This window comes from Aquitalea magnusonii (genome assembly GCF_002217795.2).
Taxonomy (GTDB): domain Bacteria; phylum Pseudomonadota; class Gammaproteobacteria; order Burkholderiales; family Chromobacteriaceae; genus Aquitalea; species Aquitalea magnusonii_B.
Genome location: NZ_AP018823.1, coordinates 1,802,757 through 1,823,226 on the forward strand (window position 1 = coordinate 1,802,757; position 20,470 = coordinate 1,823,226).

A 20,470-nucleotide genomic window follows, 5' to 3' on the forward strand; every position below is an offset into this window, starting at 1 on the left:
AACTTCAGTACTGGCTGTCCTGTTCCATGCGCCGGGCGGTGTATTGCAGGCTGTCCAGCCTGTCCTGTGCCAGCGTCATCACCACGCCCTGGGCGAACACCGGTTTGAGCAGGCGGCTGAGCGTGCTGCCCGGCAGCATTTCCACCGCCAGCCGCGCACCGCGCTCCCAGGCCAGCCGGGCGGTGTCATGCCAATGCACCAGCCGGGCCATATTATTGGCCAGGTCGTCGCGGATCTGCTCCGGCTGGCGCAACACCCGTGCCGCATTGGCGCTCATGTAGAGACAGGTCGGGGCGTGTAGCGGCGTGTCACGCATTGCCTGTTGCAGCTTGCTGGCGGCTGGCTGCAGCAGGCTGCAATGCGAAGGCACGCTGATGGCCAGCCGACGACAGCGGGCGGCACCTGCCTGCAAGGCGGCCTGCGCAATGGCTTGCAGCGCGGCATCTGTCCCGGCCACCACCAGTTGCTGCTCGGCATTGATATTGGCCAGATACACCTGTTGCCCTTCGGCCTGGGCTGCGGCCAGTAAGCCTTGCAACTGTGGTAGCGCCAGCCCGGTAATGGCGCACATGCCATAGCCCTGCGGATAGGCCTGTTCCATCAACTGGCCGCGCAATTGAACCAATTGCACCGCGTGGTGGAAATCCAGCACCCCGGCGAGGACGGCAGCCGGGAAGGCACCGATGGACAAGCCAGCCACCAACTGCGGCTGGATGCCTTCTGCTTGCAGCAGGCGGGCGGAGGCCACGCCGGCAAGCAGCAGGCACAACTGCACCGCCACCGTGGATTGCAGCGCAGCGGCGGAATCCAGCAGTAGCGGCGAGCGGCCCAGCACGGCTTCAGCCTCGGCCAGTACCGCCCGGCAGGCGGCATGTGGCGGTAGCTGGTGCAACATGCCGGGGGGTTGGCTGCCCTGGCCGGGAAACACGAATAACACGCTCATGTGCATTGCTCCGTCTGACTGTGCCTGCTGGCAGTCCATGCTGTTTGTGCTTGATCCAGCAGCAGTGGTCCGCTATCGGTTTTCAGTAGCAAGCGGCCACCACGCAGGTATTCGGCCAGCGCCACCCCGCCAGCAGGCGTTTGTAACTGGACATCCACCCGGCACGGCAAGTCCGCCAGCGCAGCAGCCAGGGTTTGCAATTGAGCAGGGTCGGGCGGCTGCGGGCAGCGCAGCAGCAGGTCCAGATCGCTGCTGTTACTGAGGACGGGTTGGCCAGTGGCCAGTTCGAAACCGGCACTGCCGGTAATGCCCCAGACCAGGCCGCAGCCTTGCAAGGCGGCTGCTGCCTGTTGCAGGGCCTGTAAGGCGGGCAGTACAGCCAGGCGCGGATGATGCCGCCAGCCTTGCTGTGCCGCCAACTGCTCCGGGCTTAGCCGACGGGCAATATGCTGGCTGTCGGCCCACAAGGCAGCGCGTTGCCAGCGCTGCAGGCCGCGCACGCCGACGGCAATCCAGCCGGGCCGGGCGCTGGCGCGGCGCACTACCACCGGCAGACCGGGGTGCCAGTGCCATAGCAGCCAGTCCGGCAGCCCGGCATCTGCCACCAGCGCCGCAGCGTCGGACAGCCACAGCAAATCGTGTGGCAAACAAGCAGGCATCATCCCTCACTCCTGAAAAAAAGACGGCAGCGACCAGCGCTGCCGCGACAAATCTTTACTTCGGCTGAAGTAAAGAGGAGGTTGGTATCAGGCCATGATGGCCTTGGTGGCCAGGTAGAGTACTGATGGCCCCAGCAGGCAGCCAAGGCCGGTATGGAAGGTGGCCACCAGCGCGCCATACGGCACCAGTCGGCGGTCGGTGGCGGCCAGGCCCGCCGAAACACCGCTGACCGTGCCGGCCAACCCGCCGAACACCATGGCCGAGCGCGGATTGTTCAGGCCGAGGAAACCTGCGGCAAACGGCGTACCCACCATCACCATGATGGCCTTGAGCAGGCCGGTGGCAATGCTGAGCGCCATCACGTCCGAGCTGGCACCCAACGCCGCCCCGGTGACCGGGCCGACAATATAGGTGATGGCTCCGGCACCGATGGTGGTCATGCTGACCACGTCGCGGTAGCCAAAGGCATGGGCAATGCTGGCTCCGACGATAAAGGGCAGCACCGTCCCCAGCAGCAGCGAGCAGGCACCGATCACCCCTGCCTTGCGTGCTTCGGTCACCTGTACTTCAAAGGCGGTGGCCACGATGGCGAAGTCGCGCAGCATGGCACCACCCATCAGCCCGATGCCGGAAAACAGCGAAATGTCCGCCAGCCCGCTTTGTTTTCCGGTGAGCACGCCGCCGTAATAGGCCAGCCCCAGGCCGATCAGGATGGCAATGGCCGAGCCGTGTACCCGGCCCAGCGTCAAGCGGCGTGACAGCCGCGCCGACAGCCAGGTGATGCTGCCCACCAGCAGGAAGGCCGTTACCAGCCCGTTGTGCGCCAATACTTTTTCCAGCATTTGCATGATGTTGCTCCTGTATCAGGCCAGTGGGTCTTGCGGGGTTTCGGCTTCCGGCTGCCAGACGTGCTGGCTGCTGCCGCGATTGAGCAGGGCGATGACCGAGCCGCATACCAGCACCGCGCCCAGTGCGCCCAGCACGGCAACCGGGCCGCCACGCAAGGCGGCAACCACGTTCTGGGTGGCCGCCATCGCCACCACCACCGGAATGTACATGGCACCCCAGAAGGCGACGCCCTGTTCGGTTTCCGCAGGCAGCCAGCCGCGCTTGTGCAGGTAGAGCCGGGCGAAAATCAGCAGCAACATGGCAATGCCCACGCCGCCGACATTCGATTTGACGCCGATCAGGCTGCCCAGCAGGTCGCCCAGAAACAGGCCCAGCAAGTGGCAGGCTGCCAGCAAGGCAGTTCCGTAGATGATCATGGTGTGTCTCTCCTTTGTATTGTCATATTGTTGTCACCTGTTACTGCAGTAATGCCCATGCACCGTGATTGTTACTGTTTACCCTCCGTTCTGTGTCCATTGTTGTTGCAATAGCGCGCGCACCTGGCGCGTGGCCTGGCGGTGTTCGCCGTGCAGGCGCTGGCGCAGGTCGGGTTGCGGCTCGGCCTGGATGTCGTGCAAGGCCTCAGCCAGTGCGGCGCGCACCAGTTGTACATCGGCCGGGGTTGGCTGGTCTGGCTGCGCGGCCTGCAGCAGACGCCACAGCAGGCCCAGGCTGGCATAGCTGGCGATGTCATAGGCCATGGGGGCAATGCTGGCGGCCAGCTTTTCCAGCTCTTCCACCGTGCGCAGGGTGATGCGGGCGGCGGCCTGCTTGCCCATGGCGTGTACCATCACCCCGGCGTCGTCCAGTGCCAGCAGGCGGTTGGCCTGATAGCCGTGGGCCAGAAATGCGCCGGACATGGCCTTGCCGACAATCAGCCCGATCACCGGGTGACCGGCCAGCCGGGCGCGGGCATAGGCAGCGGCGGCGGCAGCCAGTGCCTGGTGGATGCCGTAGGCTTCTTCGCGCCGGCCATAGGCCTGGCTGGGGACATCGATAATGGCGACGATGGCGCGCTTGTCAGCTTGCTGCTGGTCGGCATCCACCACGGCGTCAATGGTGGCGGCCAGTGCCCAGCCTTCCAGCAGTCCCACTTCGCCGTGGCGGGCACGTTCAAACGGGTTGTGCGGGTCGGCTACCACGGCCACATAACGTGCGGGCTGCCCGGCAAGTTCGCCATCGGCCACCAGCAGGGATGGCGGCAAACCTTGCTGCAGCGGGATTTGACCACACAGGGCGTGAAACCAGTCGCGGCCGCGCTGGCTGATGGTGGACTGGCTCATGGTTTTGCTCCTGACTGGAAAAGTTGACGGGCGGAGGCGGCATCGGCCTGGACACTGCTGTCCATGGCCAGCAGCCGCTGCAGGTAATGCTGGCTGCGCCGATGGCGCGGCGTGGCGGGCAGGCCGCTAGCAATGAAGTGCAGCAGTTGCTGCCGGATCAGCGTGCTGTCGTCTTCCAGCAGGGCATCGGCCAGTCCGCAGGCATGGCGCTGTTCGCCGCCGGTCAGGCTCCAGATGAAGGGCCGGTCGCGCGAGTCGTATTCCGCCACCCCGGCTTCCTGTTCGATCACCTGCGGGCCGTTCAACCCCAGCCTGGCTTCGCGGGTGACAATCAGATAACTGCACATGCCGGCGGCAATCGACATGCCGCCAAAACAGCCCACGGTGCCGGCAATGATGCCGATCACCGGCTGATAACGGCTGAGGTCGGCAATGGCGGCATGGATTTCGGCAATGGCGGCCAGGCCCAGATTGGCTTCCTGCAGGCGCACGCCGCCGGTTTCAAACAGAATCACGGCACGGGTGGGGATGCCCTGGCGATTGTCTGCTGCCGCCAGTTCCAGCGCGCAGGCCAGCTTGGCTCCGCCCACTTCGCCCAGGCTGCCGCCCTGAAAACCACCTTCGATGGCGGCAATCACCGCGGGTTGGCCATCGAGCAGGCCCTTGCAGATGACCACGCCGTCGTCGGCCTGCGCCACAATGCCCTGCGTACCAAGCCAGGGTGAATACAGCCGTTCGAACGGCCCGGCCAGCTCACGGCTGCTGCCTGGGTCCAGCAGGCTGTGGGCGCGTTCGCGGGCGCTCAGCTCGATAAAGCTGTGGCCTTGCAGCAGACGGGAGATATCTTGTTGATGGCTCATGCGGACAGTTCCTCCAGTGCCTGGGCCAGGCGCAGGCTGATCACGCCCGGCGTGGCAGCAAAATCATTGATTTCCATCCGCATGGCGGCAGCCTTGCCGTCGGCAAACAGGCGGTCGAGCTGGGCGCGCCAGCGGGTGGCGCTGCCATCGGCAGAACTGTGTATCACGATGTGGCAGCGCCCTGCGTCAGCCGGCGTGATCAGCACTTCCAGATCGCCGGAGGCCACCACGCCCACCAGCACACGCCGTGTGGCCGGGGCAGCGGCCGGGTATTCCAGATGTAGTTTTTCCATGATTGCTCCTCGCTTTTTGCTTATCAGTTGCCTGCCATGCCTGGCAGCCGGTCCAGCAGCAGGGTGGCGGCCAGCAGGTCGGCGGCACCGCCCGGTGACAGGCGTTGCGCCAGCATGTCTTGTTCCAGTTGGTAGAGCTGGCGGCGGCCGGGCAGCGTGGCCACCCCGCCGGCGGCCAGCACCGCCTGTGCGCCGCTTTGCACCAGGGTCAGCCCCGGCATACCGCCGCGTGACAGCAGGCAGGTGTCGTCCAGCCGGCTCATGATGGCCAGCAAGGCATTGAGCCGGGCATTGACCTCGCCGTCGCCACGTGCGCGGCTGGCTTGCAACGCTGGCAGGGCCAGGCGGGTGATGTGCGGAAAGCCCTGCTGCGCTTCGCCGCGGGCACCACCCACGCCATAGCGCTGGCAGGCCAGTTCGCCCTTGCGTGGCTGTGCCGGTAGCAGGCGGTCGGGCAGTTGTGCCAGTGCGGCGGCCCGCTGGCAGACGGCAGATGCCTGCAACTGGCTGCTGTCCATGGCGGCAGCGGCCACCAGCAGGCCGATGGCCCAGATGGCACCGCGATGGGTGTTGACGCCGCCACTGGCCTGCAGCATGGCTTGTTCACCAGCCCGGCCCAGGCTGCCTAGCTGTTCGCGCAGCGTGGTTGATGCCTGCTGCTGCCAGGCGGCGCGGGCCATGGCGAGGAAGGCCAGTTGCAAGGCACGGGCCGAGCGGCACATCAGTGCCAGCGTCAGGTCCTGGTGTGCGCCGCTGCCACGGCTGTCCACCAGTCCGGGTTTGGGTGCCAGCCGGGCTTCGTCCAGCAGGCACTGGCAGGCCAGGGCCGCCAGTTGGCTGGCCAGTTGTCCGGCCTGATCGGGGGCGAGGGCGGGCTGCATTACCAGCTCCTGAAGCGGGCCGGCGGCTGATACAGCCCGTCCGACCAGCTCACCAGTTCGGCCATGCTCTTGGCGGCCAGCAGCGAGCGGCTGGCATCGCTGCGGCGTATGCCCAGGTCTTCCGGCAGGGCCACCAGCCCGGCGCTGCGCAGGGCGGCGGTGCTGGCCGGGTCGTGGCGCAGGCCGATGGGGGTGATGCCGGCCACGGCGGCAATCATCTGCCGGCGCTGTTCCAGCGATTGCGCCTTGTACAGGTAGGCAATGCCTTCTTCGGTCAGCACATGGCTGACGTCATCGCCGTAAATCATCACCGGTGCCAGCGGCATGCCGCTGCTGCGGGCCACTTCCACCGCGTCCAGGCTTTCCACGATGGTGGGCTGGCCGTTGCCCTGGAAGGTTTCCACCATCTGCACCACCAGCTTGCGGCCGCGCGCCAGCAGGTTGTCGGTCTGGATCAGGTCCAGCCAGGCCGGGCTGGCATGGCGTCGGCCATGCGGGTCGTGGCCCATATTGGGGGCGCCGCCAAAGCCGGACAGCCGGCCATGGGTGACGGTGGAGGAGTGGCCGTCGCCATCCATTTGCAGGGTGGAGCCGATGAACATGTCCACCGCGTATTGCCCGGCCATCTGGCAGAAGGCGCGGTTGGAACGCAGCGAACCGTCGCGCCCGGTGAAAAACACATCGGGGCGGGCTGCCACATAGGCTTCCATGCCCAGTTCGCCGCCAAAGCAGTGTACGCTGTCCACCCAGCCGCTTTCGATAGCCGGAATCAGTGTCGGGTGCGGGTTCAGCGTCCAGTGGCGGCAGATTTTGCCCTTCAATCCCAGTTGCTCGCCATAGGTGGGCAGCAGCAATTCGATGGCGGCGGTATTAAAGCCCAGGCCGTGGTTGAGCGACTGCACCTGATGCCGCTCATAAATGCCGCGAATCGCCATCATCGCCATCAGCACATGTACCGGCTTGATCAGGCGTGGGTCGCGGGTGAACAGCGGTTCGATAAAGAAGGGGCGGTCGGCCAGCACCACGAAATCCACCCAGTCGGCCGGTATGTCCACACGGGTGAGTCCGGACGGGTCGTCGACAATTTCATTCACCTGGGCAATGACAATACCGTCACGAAAAGCGGTAGCCTCCACCAGCGCCGGGGTGTCCTCGGTACTGGGGCCGGTGTAGAGATTGCCGTGGCGGTCGGCCTGATAGGCGGCCACCAGCGCGACATTGGGAGTGAGGTCGACAAACAGCCGGGCATACAACTCGACATAGGTGTGGATGGCACCGATCTCCAGACAGCCATCCTGCAATAGCTGGCCGATGCGCAGGCTTTGCGGGCCGGAGAAGGAGAAATCCAGTTTGCGGGCAATGCCGCTTTCGAAAATGTCCAGATGCTCGGGACGGCCCACGCTGGGGATGATCATGTGCAGATCATGCAGGCGGGACGGATTGGCGCGGGCCAGGCTGCGCGACAGGAAGTCGGCCTGTTTCTGGTTATTGCCTTCCAGCACCACCCGGTCGCCGGGGGCGATCAGGATTTCCAGCGCGGCGGTCAGTTGGCTGGTGGGCAGGATGCGGCCATCCGCCAGATGGCCGGCCAGCTCGATCCGGCGGCGCTTTTCGGCTCGGCGGCGATTCCAGACCGGGGAGGGAGTTGAGGCTGCCAGCATGCTTGCTCCATATCGCAGATGAGAATGTCTGCAAGGTAGGCGCTGGCACGCTGGCCATCAATCAAGCTGGCTGTCGAATTGTTAGCCTGAGGCTAATGGTTTGGCGGCAATGCCGCTGGCTGACATCTGCTGGCCCAGCATGCGGGCTTCGGCCAGCAAGGCCAGCAGGTTTGGGTCGCGCTCGCGGCATTCCTGCAGCAACAGGCCGATACGTTGTGTGCTGCGCCACTCTTGGGCCAGCGGAGTAAAGCGGATGCGCCCGGCAAACAGCGAACTGACCCGGCCGGGCAGCAGGCTGAGGCCCACTCCGGCGGCCACCAGGTTCATCAGCGAGAAAATATCATCCACCCGCATCACCACATCCGGCTGATAGCCGGCGCTGCTGAACAGGCGCTGGAAGTCGCGGCTGGTGGCAAAACCGTCACTGAGGGCGACGAATTTTTCGTCGCGGTAGTCGGCCAGGTCTGCCGTGGTACTGGCAGGTGCCGGGCTGTTCAGGGAGGAGGCAAGATAAAGCTGGTCTTCAAACAGCGGTACCGCCAGCAAGCCCGGCGGGCTGCCTTCGTCCGGCAGCGACATCAGCAAGGCGTCCACCGTCTGGGTTTGCAGCTTGTCCAGCAACTGGGCGTTGGAGCCCAATTGCAATTCGATGGCCAGTTCCGGGCGGCGCAGCTTCACCCCCATCACCAGCCGCGGAATCAGCTCCACCGTCAGCGAATACATGGCGCCGATTTTCAACTGTGCCGCGCCAAAACCGGCTTTTTCCCGCGCTTTGCTGATGCCGCTCTCCAATGTCCGCTCGGCGTCCTCGGCTGCTTCGGCCAGCGCCAGGGCGGCGGGCAGGGCGATCAGCCGACGGCCCTCGTGGCGAAACAGCGCGCAGCGCATGGCGTCCTCCAGCGAATGCAGGGCGCGGTGTACGCTCACCGTACTCATCTGCATGCGTTCGGCGGTACGCGACAGGCTGCCGGTGGCGACAAAGGCCGCCAGGGTCTGCAGTTTGCGCAGGGTGATTTCTTCACTGATCATCGCTTTGCCTTGCCAGGTGTGGCTGCTGGTGGTCCGGATGGCTGTGCCTCCGGGGCTGTTGCGCCGGCTTGTGCAACAAAACGGCGTGCTGCACATGATAAACGCAAGTCGGGATGACTGGGCGTGGCCGATTTCTGCCGCTTATTGCTGCGGGTTCACATGGCTGGCGTTTGCCACCGCTGCGCAAGCAGAAACCGGAAGTCAGACCGGCGCTCGGTATGCCGGTCTGCGCAGATGCTGGCGGATTTTTACCGGAGCCGCTTAAGCCGCGCAACTGAGGGCGGAGCGCGCAAGGGGCGGTGGAATAAAAATTGCCCACCCGGCAAGGGGTGGGCACAAGTTCCATAGGGATGGAGGAGGATTAACGCCAGCAGTATCCGGGGAGCAGTAATGCGGCGTCCAGCCCGACTTGTACAGAGTTTGTGCCATATCAATAGCGGTATGTCGATGTGCAGGTGAGAGCAGTCTTGCGACGGATTTGTGCAGTCGATAGCAGATAAATGCATACCAAATTGAAGATTGATGATTTTTCTTTGCTGACAGATGGGGCTAGAGTGCAGGCAGTTATTGACTCATTCTTTCGATTTAATGCCTGTTACCGGTCGGGCCGCTGATGAATCCATTGCTCACACGTTTTCTGCATACGGTCCATCCTGCTTACTTCATGGAATTTCCGCTGTGGAATACCGCCGATGGAGAAGTGGTGGGGGAGTTCCTCAAGGTAAGGCTTGCCAGCCGCTTTGCACCGGTCAGCGATGACGCCGGGCAGCGCCTTGGTGTGCTGGCCAGCCTGCATGCCGTGGCACCGGGTGGCGAGCCGATTGGCGGCGAGGTGTTGTCGCGTCTGACCGGAGTGAGTGAAACACCGGTGGTGCTGGACCGTTTCATCCGTTGCCTGCATCTGCTCAATTTCCTGCAAGGTCCCCATCAGGGCGAAGCCTTGTTATTGCCGGTTTCCGTGGCCTTGCTGGAGCGGGTAAGCCAGGATCACGGGCGGGTGTTTCGCCAGATTGTCGATCAACTGGCCATGCCGGAACAGCAAATCGGTTTTTTGCTGCCGGCGGAATACGCCAGGCAGCCTGCCCGCCTGCAGGCGGTGCGCGAAAGCTATGCCCGCCATGGCTTTGCCACATATGTTGCCAGTGCCGATGACGAAAGCATCCTGCACCGGCTGAACGCCGCCTGAAGCACGGCCAGGCCAGCGTGCGCCGGTGTAGCCGTCAAACTGCTCAATCAAGATAGGACATGCATGCAGTTGAACCGTTTGCTGGGCTATTTCAATCAATGGCCGGCGGGGGTTGCCCAGCACAGGCCCACGCTCAATTTTTCCGATCATGGCACTTTCGCCATGTATGGCGGTTTGCGCTTGTACAGTGCCTTCCAGCCCATCATGCATGCGCAAACCCGCCAGCCGTTTGCCCATGAGGCCCTGCTGCGGGTGATCGATCGTGATGGTCAGCCCATGGCCATCGACCGGTTTTTTGCCCGCGCCAGTTGTGCCGAGGAACTGGTGTACCTGGACCGCCTGAGCCGGGTGGTGCATGCGCTGAATTTTTCCAGTCAGGCCGAGGCGGGTGAGTTGCTGTTCCTGAATGTGCATGGGCGGCATTTGCTCAGCATTGCCAGCGGCAAGCACGGCACCACCTTCGAAACCCTGTTGAGTTATTGCGGCTTGCGGCCGGAGCAGGTGGTGCTGGAAATCGTTGAATCGGAAATAGACGACCTCGTCTTGCTGGATGCGGCCATCAACAGCTACAAACGCAAGGGCTTTCGCATTGCCATCGACGATTTTGGTGCCGGCCATTCCAATTTTGACCGGCTGTGGCAGTTGACGCCTGACCTGGTGAAGCTTGATCGCAGCCTGTTGACACAGTCCATGGTGAACCCGCGGGCGCGTACGGTATTGCCCGGCTTGATCGGCATGATTGGCGCACTGGGTGCCCAAGTGGTGTGCGAGGGGGTGGAAACCGAGGCCCAGCACCAACTGGTGGTGGAGTCCGGTGCGGCGCTATTGCAGGGCTTCTATTATGCCCGCCCCGCGGTGGTGCTGTTTTCACCCCGCAAGGACACGCACGCCGCCTGATGCCGTACATGGCATTCGTCGGTTTGGCTCAAGCCGAGTATAATCCCGCTCCACTCGCGTCATTTCGACATGACAAGCCATGGTAACGGGAAGTAAAGATGACTGAAGATCAAATCAAATGTTGCTGGTGTGACAAGGTATCCAGCCGGGCCCAACTGACGGGGCCGGATGGCAATCTGTGCCCGCACTGTGAAGAGCCGGTACTGCCATCGACGTTTGGTGAACTGGAACTGGGCCAGGATTTTGCCTGTAGCCTGGGTGGTTCGTGGACCAAGATTTCCGACAGCAAGGCCGAAATGCACGATGCGGCTCCGTCCGACAAGCCTTGCGAGTTCAAGCCGGCAGAAGTGGTTTATCCCTTCTGAGTCCGCTGCCGGCTGTAGCTACAGCCGGCTTGGCATACCACCGCCGCCAGGTTTCCCTGGCGGCGGTTTTTTTGTACTGCACGCTTGGTCCGGGCGACATTCAAGATGCCGGATCGGCCAGCGTAATGGCGGCGATATCCAGGTGATGCAGTAGCTCACGCAGGATCAGCAGGCTGCCGATGAATTCGGCATTGTCCGGCACCCCGGCTGCCGAGCCGCCTTCCACCGCATTGGCCAGGCGTGAAAACAGGCTTTCCACGCTATGCCGTTGCAGCCGGCTGCCTGGCTGCGGTGGCAGTCCGCACAGCGCAGCCATCTGGCAAATGGCTGGGTCGCTGCTGCTGACCGCATCCAGCGTCAGCCGCTGCGGCCAACTGGCGCTGATGGCATCTTCCACCTGCATGATGGCCAGCTCCAGCGCTGCCGCACTGGGGAGGCGCTGTGGAGTGGCGGCCAGTGCCGATTGCCAGCCTACCGGCATGCTGCTTGGCTGCGGTGCCGGGTGTGCCGGTGCCAGGCTGGTGTGTGCGGCACCGATATGCAGATGAAGAGGGCTCATGCGGTGTGACCTCGTGGTGTCAGTGATTGATGCCGGCGTTGTGCTGGTTTTTCTGCAGCAGCGCAGCCTGCCAGGCGGCATTGTCGCGGGCGATTTCGGCCTGCCGTTCGGCGGGGAGGCGGGCATCGGCTGCCTTGATGGCCGCTTGTTCCGCCTGCCAGGCGCTGATGTCGCTGGCGCTGGGGTAGTTGCTGTGGTGGGCGGCCAGTGCGGCAGTGCTGAAGCTTATGGCCAGCAGGGTGAGGGCGAGGTGTTTCATGGTCTGCATCCTTGTCGGTTTATGCTGTGATTGCCAGCAGATGGATACAGTGTATTGATTACCCGACTGGTGAAATAGACCAATATCTTCAAGATATTGTTTCTTATTGGTGTTTAATCACGCAAAAGAAAACCCGCATTGGCCGGTGGCGGCATGCGGGTTGCGGCGCTTGGCTGCTGCTGGTTTACAGATGCTTAAGCAATTCCAGCGGATGGTTGATGCTGATGTCGGCACCCCATTGCTCCGGCTGATCCTGCGCCGAGATATAGCCCCAGTTGGCCAGTACGGTTTTCATGCCCACCACGCGGCCGGCCTGGATGTCGCGCTCGGCATCGCCCACATACAGGCAGTGCTGCGGTGCGATGCTGATCTGGCTGGCCGCATGCAGCATGGGAGCAGGGTCCGGCTTGGGTACGCCTACCGTGTCGCCGCTGACGGTGACGGCCGGGCGGCTGCTAAAGGGCAGCGCCGGCACCAGCCGGTCGGTAAAGCGCATCGGCTTGTTGGTGATGATGCCCCAGGTGAGGCCCTTGGCCGTAATGCCGTCCAGCATGCTGTTGATGCCGTCGAACAGCACGGTTTCATCGGCAAAGCTGTGTTCGTAATGATCAAGAAAGCGCAGGCGGTATTCTTCGAACCGTGGATGCTCACGATCAATGCCAAAGCCCAGGCTCACCAGCCCGCGTGCGCCGTGGCTGGCAATCGGGCGGATGGCGGAGTAGGGCTGCGGCGGCAGGCCTTCTTCGGCCAGCAGACGGTTGAGGGCTGCCCCCAGGTCGCGTGCGGTATCGGCCAGGGTGCCGTCGAGGTCGAACAGTACTGCTTTGATCATGTCGGATGCCTGTGCGGGAAGTTCTGCGGCCAGCCGTGTTGGCTGGCCAGCAGAGTTTAGCGGATGGTCTTGCCCAGGAACAGCTTGTAGGCCGGATTGTCCGTTTCTTCCACATAGGGGTAGGCCAGGCCATCCAGAAAGCGCTGGAACTCGGCATTATCGCTGGAGGGCACCTGAATGCCTACCAGCACGCGGCCATAATCGGCACCGTGGTTACGGTAGTGGAACAGGCTGATGTTCCAGTTGGTCTGCATGCCTTCCAGGAAGCGCATCAGCGCGCCCGGACGCTCGGGGAATTCAAAGCGCAGCACGCGCTCGTCCTTCAGTTGCGGGGCATGGCCGCCCACCAGATGGCGGATGTGCAGCTTGGCTAGCTCGTTGTCGGTCAGATCCAGCCCTTCCAGACCGTTGGCTTTCAGTTCGGCAATGATGCGTTCCGAATCCTGCTTGCCGCTGATCTGCACCCCGACAAACACATGGGCGGTGCCGGGGTCGGCAAAGCGGTAGTTGAATTCGGTGATGTTGCGGTTGCCGATCACCGAACAGAACTGCTTGAAGCTGCCCGGTTTTTCCGGAATGGTGACGGCGATGATGGCTTCGCGGCGTTCGCCCAGCTCGGAGCGTTCCGAGACGTGACGCAGGCGGTCGAAGTTCATGTTGGCGCCACAGTTGATGGCCACCAGCGTCTGGCCGGTACAGCCTTCGCGCTCGATATAGGCCTTGGCGGCGGCCACGGCCAGTGCGCCGGCCGGCTCCACGATGGAGCGGGTGTCTTCGAAAATGTCCTTGATGGCGGCGCACATGGCGTCCGAATCCACCAGCATGATTTCGTCCAGCAGCTCGCGGCAGATGCGGAAGGTTTCCTCTCCCACCAGCTTCACAGCCACGCCATCGGCAAACAGGCCCACATCTTTCAGTTCTACGCGTTCGCCTTTTTCGATGGACTGCTTCATCGCGTCCGAATCCACCGGCTGCACGCCGATGATCTTGATTTCCGGTTTCAGGCGCTTGATGAAGCTGGCCACGCCTGCAGCCAGACCGCCGCCGCCAATGGCGACAAACACGGCATCGATATGGCCGGGGTGCTGACGCAGGATTTCCATGCCGATGGTGCCCTGGCCGGCAATCACGTCCGGGTCGTCAAACGGCGGGATATAGGTTTTGCCGGTTTCGGCCACCAGGGTCATGGCGTGCTGGTAAGCATCGCTGAACGATTCGCCGTGCAGCACTACCTTGCCGCCACGGCTGGTGACACCGTCAATCTTCACCTGCGGGGTAGTCACCGGCATCACGATGATGGCTTCACAGCCAATCTTCTTGGCCGACAGAGCCACGCCCTGCGCGTGGTTGCCGGCGCTGGCGGTAATCACGCCATTGGCCAGTTGCGCCGGGGTCAGCTTGGCCATCTTGTTGTAGGCGCCACGCAGCTTGAACGAGAACACCGGTTGCAGGTCTTCGCGCTTCAGCAAAATGGTGTTGCCAGTGCGGCGGCTGAGGTTGTTGGCGGTTTCCAGCGGGGTTTCCACTGCGACGTCATAGACGCGGGAGGTGAGGATGCGCTCCAGATAGTCTTGCTTGTCTTGCATGGTGATGCCGATGTCCTTGTCGTGCTTTCTTATTGAACTGTCAGAGTAGCAGGAACTCCAAGCCGCCGGGAAGCCGTGTTGCCATTTTCATGCTGCATTGCCGCAATCGCGCTGTCACCAGCCGCAGATTACGCCAAAAACCGGCCATTTACGGTCAACGCAGCAGCGTGGACGTGTATAATCAGCGGCTATTGTGTGTACCCCTCACCCGTTGTTGATCCTAATGAAAACCACCATCACCCGAATTCTGCTGGCCGCCAGCCTGGCCATGCCTGTTGCTGCCTCCGCTGCTGCTTTTGTTCCGCCGGTACCGGAAATCGCCGGCAAGGCGTTTTATCTTGTCGATTTCAATAGTGGCCAGGTGCTGGCTGCCCAGGACCCTGACGCCCGCGTAGAGCCGGCCTCGCTGACCAAGCTGATGACCGCCTATCTCACCTTCAAGGCCATCAAGGAAAAGCGCCTGTCGCTGGACCAGATGCTGACCGTGTCCAGTCGTGGCTGGAAAACCGACGGTTCGCGCATGTTCCTTGACCCGAAAGTGCCGGTGAAGGTGGATGACCTGATCAAGGGCATGATCGTGCAGTCCGGCAACGATGCCTGCGTCACCCTGGCCGAAGCCATTGCCGGCAGTGAAGACGTGTTTGCGCAGGTGATGACTCAACAGGCGCAGAAACTGGGCATGAAGAACACCCAGTTCCGCAATGCCACCGGCCTACCGCATGCCGACCACTACACCACGGTGCATGATCTGGCCATCCTGTCCGCAGCCTTGATCCGAGACTTCCCGGAGTTCTACCCCACTTACTCCATCAAGTCCTTCACCTATAACAAGATTACCCAGCCCAACCGCAACCTGCTGTTGTACCGGGATCCCAACGTCGATGGCATGAAAACCGGTTACACCGATACCGCCGGCTACAATATGATCACCTCCAGCCATCGTGATGGCCGCCGGGTGATTTCGGTGGTGGTGGGCACGGCCAGTCCGGAAGCGCGTGCAGTGGAAAGTGCCAAACTGCTGAATTACGGCTTGCAGTTTTTCGATACGCCCAAACTTTACTCCGCAGCCAAGCCGGTTTCCGAAGTGCCGGTCTACAAAGGTGCCGCCAAAGCAGTACCGGTGGGCTTTAGCCAGGATGTCTATGCCACCGTGGCCAAGGGCCAGGCCGCGCAGCTGAAGGCCGACCTGTCCACCATGCAGCCGCTGATCGCCCCGATCAAGGCCGGTCAGACGGTAGGCAAGCTGGTGGTGAGCCTGGATGGCAAGCCGCTGCTGGAGCGTCCGGTGGTGGCCTTGCAAGCCGTGGAAGAGGGTGGTTTCTTCAGCCGCCTGTGGGACAGCATCAAGCTGATGCTGGGCTGGAAGTAAACCGGCTTTTGATTGACGCCCCGCCAGATGGGGGACGGCAATGGCCTGCATCGGGTGATGCGGGCCTTTTGCCTTTGCAGAATCGAGTTGAACATGGCTGAAAACAGCACTGAAAAACAGGAAATCATTGAGTTTCCCTGTCGCTTCCCCCTGAAGGTGATGGGCGAGCGTCATGACGAATTTGTCCTCACCATGACCGAAGTGGTGCGTGTACATGCGCCGGACCTGGCCGAGCATGATGTCACCCTGCGCGAAAGCTCGGGTGGACGTTTCTACGCGCTCACCATTACCGTGAATGCCACCTCGCGCCAGCAGCTGGATAATATCTATCTGTCGCTCACTGGCCACCCCATGGTCAAGATGGTGCTTTAAACCAACGTGGAGCCAAGCGCGTGCAGCGTCTGATCAAGCATTTGGGCCTGGTGGACTACGAACCCACCTGGCGGGCCATGCAGGCCTTTACCGATACCCGCACGGCCGAAACGCCGGATGAGCTGTGGGTGGTGGAGCACCATCCGGTATACACCCAGGGTCTGGCCGGCAAGCCGGAACACCTGCTGCGCCTGACCGACATCCCGGTGGTGAAAACCGACCGCGGCGGTCAGGTCACCTATCATGGCCCCGGCCAGTTGGTGGTGTATCTGCTGATTGATTTCAAGCGCATGCATATCGGTGTGCGCGAACTGGTGCGCCGCATCGAGCAGTCGGTGATCGACATGCTGGCCGGGCAGGGCATTACCGCCAATGGCGATGTCAACGCGCCGGGCGTGTATGTGGACGGTGCCAAGATTGCCTCGCTGGGCCTGCGCATCAAGAACGGAGCGGTGTATCACGGCCTGTCACTGAATGTGGACATGGACCTCACGCCGTTTGGCTGGATCAATCCCTGTGGCTATGAAGGCCTGCGGGTGACGCAAATGAAGGATTTGGGGGTGGATAAAACCCTGGCGCAAGTGGCCGAGCTGCTGCTGCCCCAGTTGGAAAAACACCTGACCGTGGTGAAGGAGACAGCATGAAGTTGGACAACGAGGCAGGGGTCAAGCATAAAGGCGCCGCCAAAACCGCACGCATTCCCATCAAGATCGTGCCGCTGGATGAAAAGCTGAAAAAGCCGGAATGGATTCGCGCCAAGCTGCCCACCGGCCAGCGTTTTCATGAGATCAAGCAGATTCTGCGCGACCAGAAACTGCATACCGTGTGCGAAGAAGCCACCTGCCCGAATATCGGCGAGTGCTTCAGCAAGGGTACGGCCACTTTCATGATCATGGGTGATATCTGCACCCGTCGCTGCCCCTTCTGTGACGTGGGTCATGGCCGTCCCAATCCGCTGGACGAAAACGAGCCCAAGCACCTGGCCGAGAGCGTGGCCGCCATGCGCCTGAAGTACGTGGTGGTGACTTCGGTAGACCGTGACGATCTGCGTGACGGCGGTGCCCAGCACTTTGCCGACTGCATCAGCGCGGTGCGTGCCGCCTCGCCCGGCACCCAGATCGAAACCCTGGTGCCGGACTTCCGTGGCCGGCTGGACATCGCGGTGGACATTCTCACCACCACCCCGCCGGATGTGATGAATCACAATCTGGAAACCGTGCCGCGTCTGTACAAGCAGGCCCGCCCCGGTGCCGACTATGCGCATTCCTTGCAATTGCTCAAGGACTACAAGGCCAAGAACCCGGCAGTGCGCACCAAGTCCGGCCTGATGGTGGGTCTGGGCGAAACCGACGAGGAAATCCTCGAAGTGATGCGCGATCTGCGCGCCCACAATGTGGATATGCTGACCATCGGCCAGTACCTGCAACCGTCCGACGGACACTTGCCGGTATTGCGCTATGTCCACCCCGACACCTTCAAGATGTTTGAAGAAAAAGCCTATGAAATGGGCTTTGCCCACGCGGCAGTCGGTGCCATGGTGCGCTCCAGCTACCATGCCGATGTACAGGCCCACGAGGCTGGCGTGTAAGCAATCAACCGCGCCGCATGCGCTCAGCCGGGCTGCCTGTGCTGCCGACCTTCTGTCGGTGGTGCCGGCAGCCTTTTTTCATGGCTGCCCGGCATGGGTGCTTCAGCTCGGCAGGCAGGGTAGCGGCATCACTCGGGCCGGGTGGTGGCAGCTATCGAGAAAACGCAGCAAATCGCCGGTGTTGATGGCCAGCGTGCTGGTATTGACCAGCGGGTGGCAGAGGATGGTGTCATGCTGCGCGACGGTCTGATCAATAATCACGTCCACCAGCCCGGCGCGGTCGTTGATGACGGCCAGCAGGCTGACGGCGCCCGGTGTCAGGCCCAGGGCGGCCAGCAGTCGCTCGGCCGAGGCAAAGCCGAGGTTCTTGATGGCCAGCAATTCGCCCAGGGCTTTGAGGTCCAGCCTGGCGCTGGCGGGCAGGCACAGCAGCAGGTAGCGCCCGGTTTTGCCAGCCTTGAGAAACAGGTTCTTGCTGGGCAGGCCAACAGGCAGCGGTGCCAGCATGCTGGCTTCGGCGCAGGTAAACACGGCAGGGTGATCAAAGCGCTGATAGTGGATGTCTTGTGCATCCAGTTGCTGCAGCAAATCCTGCGGGCTTGTCATGGTTTTCGGCTCGAAATCACAGTTGTGTTAATGGTATCTTGCCAGCCTGTCCGCTAGAAGAGGTGTGAGCCGCAGGATGAAACGTGCAGTCGCAATAATCATGCAGCACATCCGCTGTGCCTGGCCCTGCCTGCTGTTCGTGTCGCCGGCCCAGGGCACTGTGGTGGCTTGCGGCGGGGATAACCAGTGGCCGCCATCTTCATACCGCATGGCGGCGGCTGCCGATGTGCAGGGCTATTCGCCGGATGTATTGCATGCGGTGCTGGGTGGCAAGTCTGCGGTGCAAGTGCGGCTGATGCCATTTGCCCGTTGCCTGGCACTGGCCGAGCAAGGACGTCAGGTGCAGATTGTAATGGCGGCCAGCCGTTCGCCCGAGCGCGAACGTCATTTCCTGTTTACCCGGTCTTATTTGCAGCTGCATCCAGTCAGCCTCACCCTGCAGTTTGCGCAGGTGGGGGCAAAGCCTTTGCCTTGGTGCGGACTGAATGGCTTTAATTATCAGGCTTTCGGCGTGTCAGCCGATGCGCTTGATCGTGGCTCGTCCACTTATCCGGATATGTTGCGCAAGCTAAGGGCAGGCCGCTGCCGGGGCTTTGTCGAGTTTCGGGAGGTATGGCAGGGCTTGTTGAAACAGGGAGTGTTGCGCCCGGAGGAGCTGCCGCCGCTCAAGATGCAGCCCTTGCCAGGACGCCCGCCGGTCAGTCTGGCATTCATGGTGTCAAAGCAGTATGCCGATGCGCAGGGGCTGCGTCGGCGGCTGGATCGCGGCTTGCAGGCGCTGCAGATGCGGGGCGGGCAGCGGATGTTGCTGGAGCGGCAGTTGCACTGAATACGGTGGTGTGACTCAGCTTGGCTTGCCGGATTTGAGTTGCTGGTAATCGGCCAGTACGCCATCAATCAGCGGCAGTATTTGCTGCAGGCCGGCACTGTCCGGCAGTTGGTCAAACTGCAAGCTGGCATCCAGTTGTTGCAGGCAGCGCCGGGCGGCGGTGCAGACTTCCACGGCGGCATTGAAGTCTGCCGCACTCATTACCTTGCCATGGCGGATCTTGCGGTAGTGGATGCCGGCCATGATGGCGTATTTGCCAGCCAGTTCGCCTTCGGCAAAGCGTTCGGCGCGTTGCATGGCAAACAGCAGGTCCATGATGCGGCGGCAAGCGTCTTCGGTGCGTTGAAACCGTTTTTGCTCGGCCAGTCGTGACGGCTGGGCTGGCTTGGGCTTGTTGGCTTTGGTGTTTTTGCTGGCCATGGCGCGGTCTCCTGCGGGTGATGCCGCTGCTGACGGCATGAAAAAGGCCCGAGCATGATGCCGGGCCTTTTTCGCAATGCTGGTGGAGGGAGAAGGATTCGAACCTTCGAAGGCTGAGCCGCCGGATTTACAGTCCGGACCCGTTGACCGCTGGGGTAACCCCTCCGTTTAGAGATCGGCATGATAGCGAGGCTGTTTTTTCTCGTCAAGCCCCGGCAAGGGCAAAATCAGGCCGTCTTGCGCCGCTTACGCATAAGCATATGGTCCGCCTTGCTGCAGTGCGGCCTGATAGGCGGGCCGGGCGTGGATGGTTTGCAGAAAAGCACGGATATGCGGGTGCTGCTGCGTGACCAGGCCGCGGGCGCTGGCGGCCTCCAGCGGAAAACTCATCTGGATATCGGCCGCACTAAAGGAGTTGCCGGCAAACCAGCCATTCTTGGCCAGGTGTGCTTCTATATGGTTGAAATGCATTGCCAGTTGCGGCTGCAGGTAGTTCTTGCGCACGCCATTGGCAATCAGGCGCGCCAAGGGCCGTAACAGGGCGGGCATGGGCGGCTGGTCCAGTCGCGAGAACACCAGGCTCATCAATAGTGGTGGCATGGCCGAGCCCTCGGCGTAGTGCAGCCAATAGCGGTAGTCCAGCAGGGCCTGGCTGTCGGCAGCCGGTTTCAGCCATTGAGCACCCGGCTTGTCGACAAGGTATTCGATGATGGCGCCGGACTCCGCCACCACGACATCGCCATCGCTAATCACCGGTGCTTTGCCCAGTGGGTGGATGGTTTTGAGGGCGGCGGGAGCCAGCATGGTTTTGTCATCGCGCTGATAGCGGGTAATCGTATAAGGAAGCTGCAGCTCTTCCAGTAACCAGATGATGCGTTGCGAGCGTGAGTTGTTCAGATGGTGCAGGGTAATCATGGCTGCCTTGCAAGGAGGGGTGATGTGAGGATGATAGAGAGCCGCGGCCCAAAGCAGAAGCATTTTCATGCGTTCTGCCATGCGCGTGCCGCTGAAAGCAGGCGCAAGTCGTGTTACTTGCTGACAGCCAGTGATATTGGCCCGAGTGGGAAATGCTTTTGCTATTGAGAGAATTTATTTTGCAGATTT

At 62.2% G+C, this 20,470-nt stretch carries 25 protein-coding genes and 1 tRNA gene; 8 read left to right on the forward strand and 18 right to left on the reverse strand.

Annotation, left to right across the window (positions count from 1 at the left end):
• Positions 1 to 4: 4 nt before the first annotated feature.
• The 10 genes from mdcH to DLM_RS08695 form a co-directional block, all read right to left on the reverse strand.
• Entirely contained in the window at positions 5 to 943 is a 939-nt protein-coding gene (gene mdcH / locus DLM_RS08650) for a malonate decarboxylase subunit epsilon (RefSeq protein ID WP_089083451.1), read from the reverse strand.
• A complete protein-coding gene (locus DLM_RS08655; protein WP_197715539.1) occupies positions 940 to 1,605 on the reverse strand; it encodes a malonate decarboxylase holo-ACP synthase in 666 nt (221 codons plus the stop codon). The genes mdcH and DLM_RS08655 overlap by 4 nt, the downstream gene beginning before the upstream one ends.
• A gap of 84 nt (positions 1,606 to 1,689) precedes the next feature.
• A complete protein-coding gene (madM, locus tag DLM_RS08660) occupies positions 1,690 to 2,451 on the reverse strand; it encodes a malonate transporter subunit MadM (RefSeq protein WP_231960136.1) in 762 nt (253 codons plus the stop codon).
• A gap of 15 nt (positions 2,452 to 2,466) precedes the next feature.
• Positions 2,467 to 2,868 (reverse strand): malonate transporter subunit MadL, encoded by a 402-nt coding sequence (madL, locus tag DLM_RS08665; RefSeq protein WP_089083449.1) that lies wholly within the window; start codon positions 2,866 to 2,868, stop codon positions 2,467 to 2,469.
• A gap of 78 nt (positions 2,869 to 2,946) precedes the next feature.
• A complete protein-coding gene (mdcE, locus tag DLM_RS08670; RefSeq protein ID WP_089083448.1) occupies positions 2,947 to 3,774 on the reverse strand; it encodes a biotin-independent malonate decarboxylase subunit gamma in 828 nt (275 codons plus the stop codon).
• Entirely contained in the window at positions 3,771 to 4,634 is an 864-nt protein-coding gene (locus DLM_RS08675; protein WP_089083447.1) for a biotin-independent malonate decarboxylase subunit beta, read from the reverse strand. The genes mdcE and DLM_RS08675 overlap by 4 nt, the downstream gene beginning before the upstream one ends.
• Positions 4,631 to 4,927: a malonate decarboxylase subunit delta gene (locus tag DLM_RS08680; RefSeq protein ID WP_089083446.1), complete on the reverse strand. Its 297-nt coding sequence runs from the start codon at positions 4,925 to 4,927 to the stop codon at positions 4,631 to 4,633. Before DLM_RS08680 ends, DLM_RS08675 begins: the two co-directional genes overlap by 4 nt.
• A 23-nt stretch (positions 4,928 to 4,950) precedes the next feature.
• Positions 4,951 to 5,808 (reverse strand): triphosphoribosyl-dephospho-CoA synthase, encoded by an 858-nt coding sequence (locus tag DLM_RS08685; RefSeq protein ID WP_089083445.1) that lies wholly within the window; start codon positions 5,806 to 5,808, stop codon positions 4,951 to 4,953.
• Entirely contained in the window at positions 5,808 to 7,469 is a 1,662-nt protein-coding gene (gene mdcA, locus DLM_RS08690) for a malonate decarboxylase subunit alpha (protein WP_089083444.1), read from the reverse strand. Before mdcA ends, DLM_RS08685 begins: the two co-directional genes overlap by 1 nt.
• Before the next feature lie 81 nt (positions 7,470 to 7,550).
• A complete protein-coding gene (locus DLM_RS08695; protein ID WP_089083443.1) occupies positions 7,551 to 8,498 on the reverse strand; it encodes a LysR family transcriptional regulator in 948 nt (315 codons plus the stop codon).
• Positions 8,499 to 9,162: 664 nt separating this feature from the next.
• Here DLM_RS08695 and DLM_RS08700 point away from each other — a divergent pair.
• The 3 genes from DLM_RS08700 to DLM_RS08710 all read left to right on the forward strand — a co-directional run bounded on the left by DLM_RS08700 (position 9,163) and on the right by DLM_RS08710 (position 10,946).
• Positions 9,163 to 9,684 carry a hypothetical protein gene (locus DLM_RS08700; protein WP_089083442.1) on the forward strand — a complete coding sequence of 174 codons (522 nt, stop codon included), beginning with the start codon at positions 9,163 to 9,165 and terminating at the stop codon, positions 9,682 to 9,684.
• A 63-nt stretch (positions 9,685 to 9,747) separates the two neighbouring features.
• On the forward strand, positions 9,748 to 10,581 hold the full coding sequence (locus DLM_RS08705; protein WP_197715540.1) for an EAL domain-containing protein: 834 nt from the start codon (positions 9,748 to 9,750) through the stop codon (positions 10,579 to 10,581).
• A 98-nt stretch (positions 10,582 to 10,679) separates the two neighbouring features.
• Positions 10,680 to 10,946 (forward strand): hypothetical protein, encoded by a 267-nt coding sequence (locus DLM_RS08710; RefSeq protein WP_089083441.1) that lies wholly within the window; start codon positions 10,680 to 10,682, stop codon positions 10,944 to 10,946.
• 100 nt (positions 10,947 to 11,046) lie between these two features.
• Here DLM_RS08710 and DLM_RS08715 read toward each other — a convergent pair whose 3' ends face one another.
• The 4 genes from DLM_RS08715 to ilvA form a co-directional block, all read right to left on the reverse strand.
• Complete coding sequence (locus DLM_RS08715; protein ID WP_089083440.1) at positions 11,047 to 11,505, reverse strand: hypothetical protein; 459 nt, start codon at positions 11,503 to 11,505, stop codon at positions 11,047 to 11,049.
• Between the two features lie 19 nt (positions 11,506 to 11,524).
• Positions 11,525 to 11,764 carry a hypothetical protein gene (locus DLM_RS08720; RefSeq protein ID WP_145985811.1) on the reverse strand — a complete coding sequence of 80 codons (240 nt, stop codon included), beginning with the start codon at positions 11,762 to 11,764 and terminating at the stop codon, positions 11,525 to 11,527.
• A 184-nt stretch (positions 11,765 to 11,948) separates the two neighbouring features.
• Positions 11,949 to 12,596, reverse strand: coding sequence for an HAD family hydrolase (locus tag DLM_RS08725; RefSeq protein WP_089083438.1), 648 nt, complete (start codon positions 12,594 to 12,596; stop codon positions 11,949 to 11,951).
• A gap of 56 nt (positions 12,597 to 12,652) precedes the next feature.
• Positions 12,653 to 14,182, reverse strand: coding sequence for a threonine ammonia-lyase, biosynthetic (gene ilvA, locus DLM_RS08730; protein ID WP_089083437.1), 1,530 nt, complete (start codon positions 14,180 to 14,182; stop codon positions 12,653 to 12,655).
• 223 nt (positions 14,183 to 14,405) lie between these two features.
• Between ilvA and DLM_RS08735 the strand changes: the two genes are divergently transcribed.
• The 4 genes from DLM_RS08735 to lipA all read left to right on the forward strand — a co-directional run bounded on the left by DLM_RS08735 (position 14,406) and on the right by lipA (position 17,511).
• Complete coding sequence (locus DLM_RS08735; protein ID WP_089083436.1) at positions 14,406 to 15,551, forward strand: D-alanyl-D-alanine carboxypeptidase family protein; 1,146 nt, start codon at positions 14,406 to 14,408, stop codon at positions 15,549 to 15,551.
• Between the two features lie 93 nt (positions 15,552 to 15,644).
• Entirely contained in the window at positions 15,645 to 15,923 is a 279-nt protein-coding gene (locus DLM_RS08740; protein WP_059286389.1) for a YbeD family protein, read from the forward strand.
• Between the two features lie 20 nt (positions 15,924 to 15,943).
• Complete coding sequence (lipB, locus tag DLM_RS08745) at positions 15,944 to 16,567, forward strand: lipoyl(octanoyl) transferase LipB (RefSeq protein ID WP_045844836.1); 624 nt, start codon at positions 15,944 to 15,946, stop codon at positions 16,565 to 16,567.
• Positions 16,564 to 17,511 carry a lipoyl synthase gene (lipA, locus tag DLM_RS08750; protein ID WP_089083435.1) on the forward strand — a complete coding sequence of 316 codons (948 nt, stop codon included), beginning with the start codon at positions 16,564 to 16,566 and terminating at the stop codon, positions 17,509 to 17,511. Before lipB ends, lipA begins: the two co-directional genes overlap by 4 nt.
• A gap of 102 nt (positions 17,512 to 17,613) precedes the next feature.
• Here lipA and DLM_RS08755 read toward each other — a convergent pair whose 3' ends face one another.
• Positions 17,614 to 18,117, reverse strand: coding sequence for a prolyl-tRNA synthetase associated domain-containing protein (locus tag DLM_RS08755; RefSeq protein ID WP_089083434.1), 504 nt, complete (start codon positions 18,115 to 18,117; stop codon positions 17,614 to 17,616).
• A 100-nt stretch (positions 18,118 to 18,217) separates the two neighbouring features.
• Between DLM_RS08755 and DLM_RS08760 the strand changes: the two genes are divergently transcribed.
• Positions 18,218 to 18,946, forward strand: coding sequence for a substrate-binding periplasmic protein (locus tag DLM_RS08760; RefSeq protein ID WP_167467073.1), 729 nt, complete (start codon positions 18,218 to 18,220; stop codon positions 18,944 to 18,946).
• A gap of 15 nt (positions 18,947 to 18,961) precedes the next feature.
• Here DLM_RS08760 and DLM_RS08765 read toward each other — a convergent pair whose 3' ends face one another.
• From DLM_RS08765 to DLM_RS08775, 3 genes are all read right to left on the reverse strand, one after another.
• Positions 18,962 to 19,366: a hypothetical protein gene (locus tag DLM_RS08765; RefSeq protein ID WP_089083432.1), complete on the reverse strand. Its 405-nt coding sequence runs from the start codon at positions 19,364 to 19,366 to the stop codon at positions 18,962 to 18,964.
• A gap of 80 nt (positions 19,367 to 19,446) precedes the next feature.
• A tRNA-Tyr gene (locus tag DLM_RS08770) sits at positions 19,447 to 19,532 on the reverse strand.
• Positions 19,533 to 19,612: 80 nt separating this feature from the next.
• Entirely contained in the window at positions 19,613 to 20,281 is a 669-nt protein-coding gene (locus DLM_RS08775) for a glutathione S-transferase (RefSeq protein ID WP_089083431.1), read from the reverse strand.
• Positions 20,282 to 20,470 lie beyond the last annotated feature (189 nt).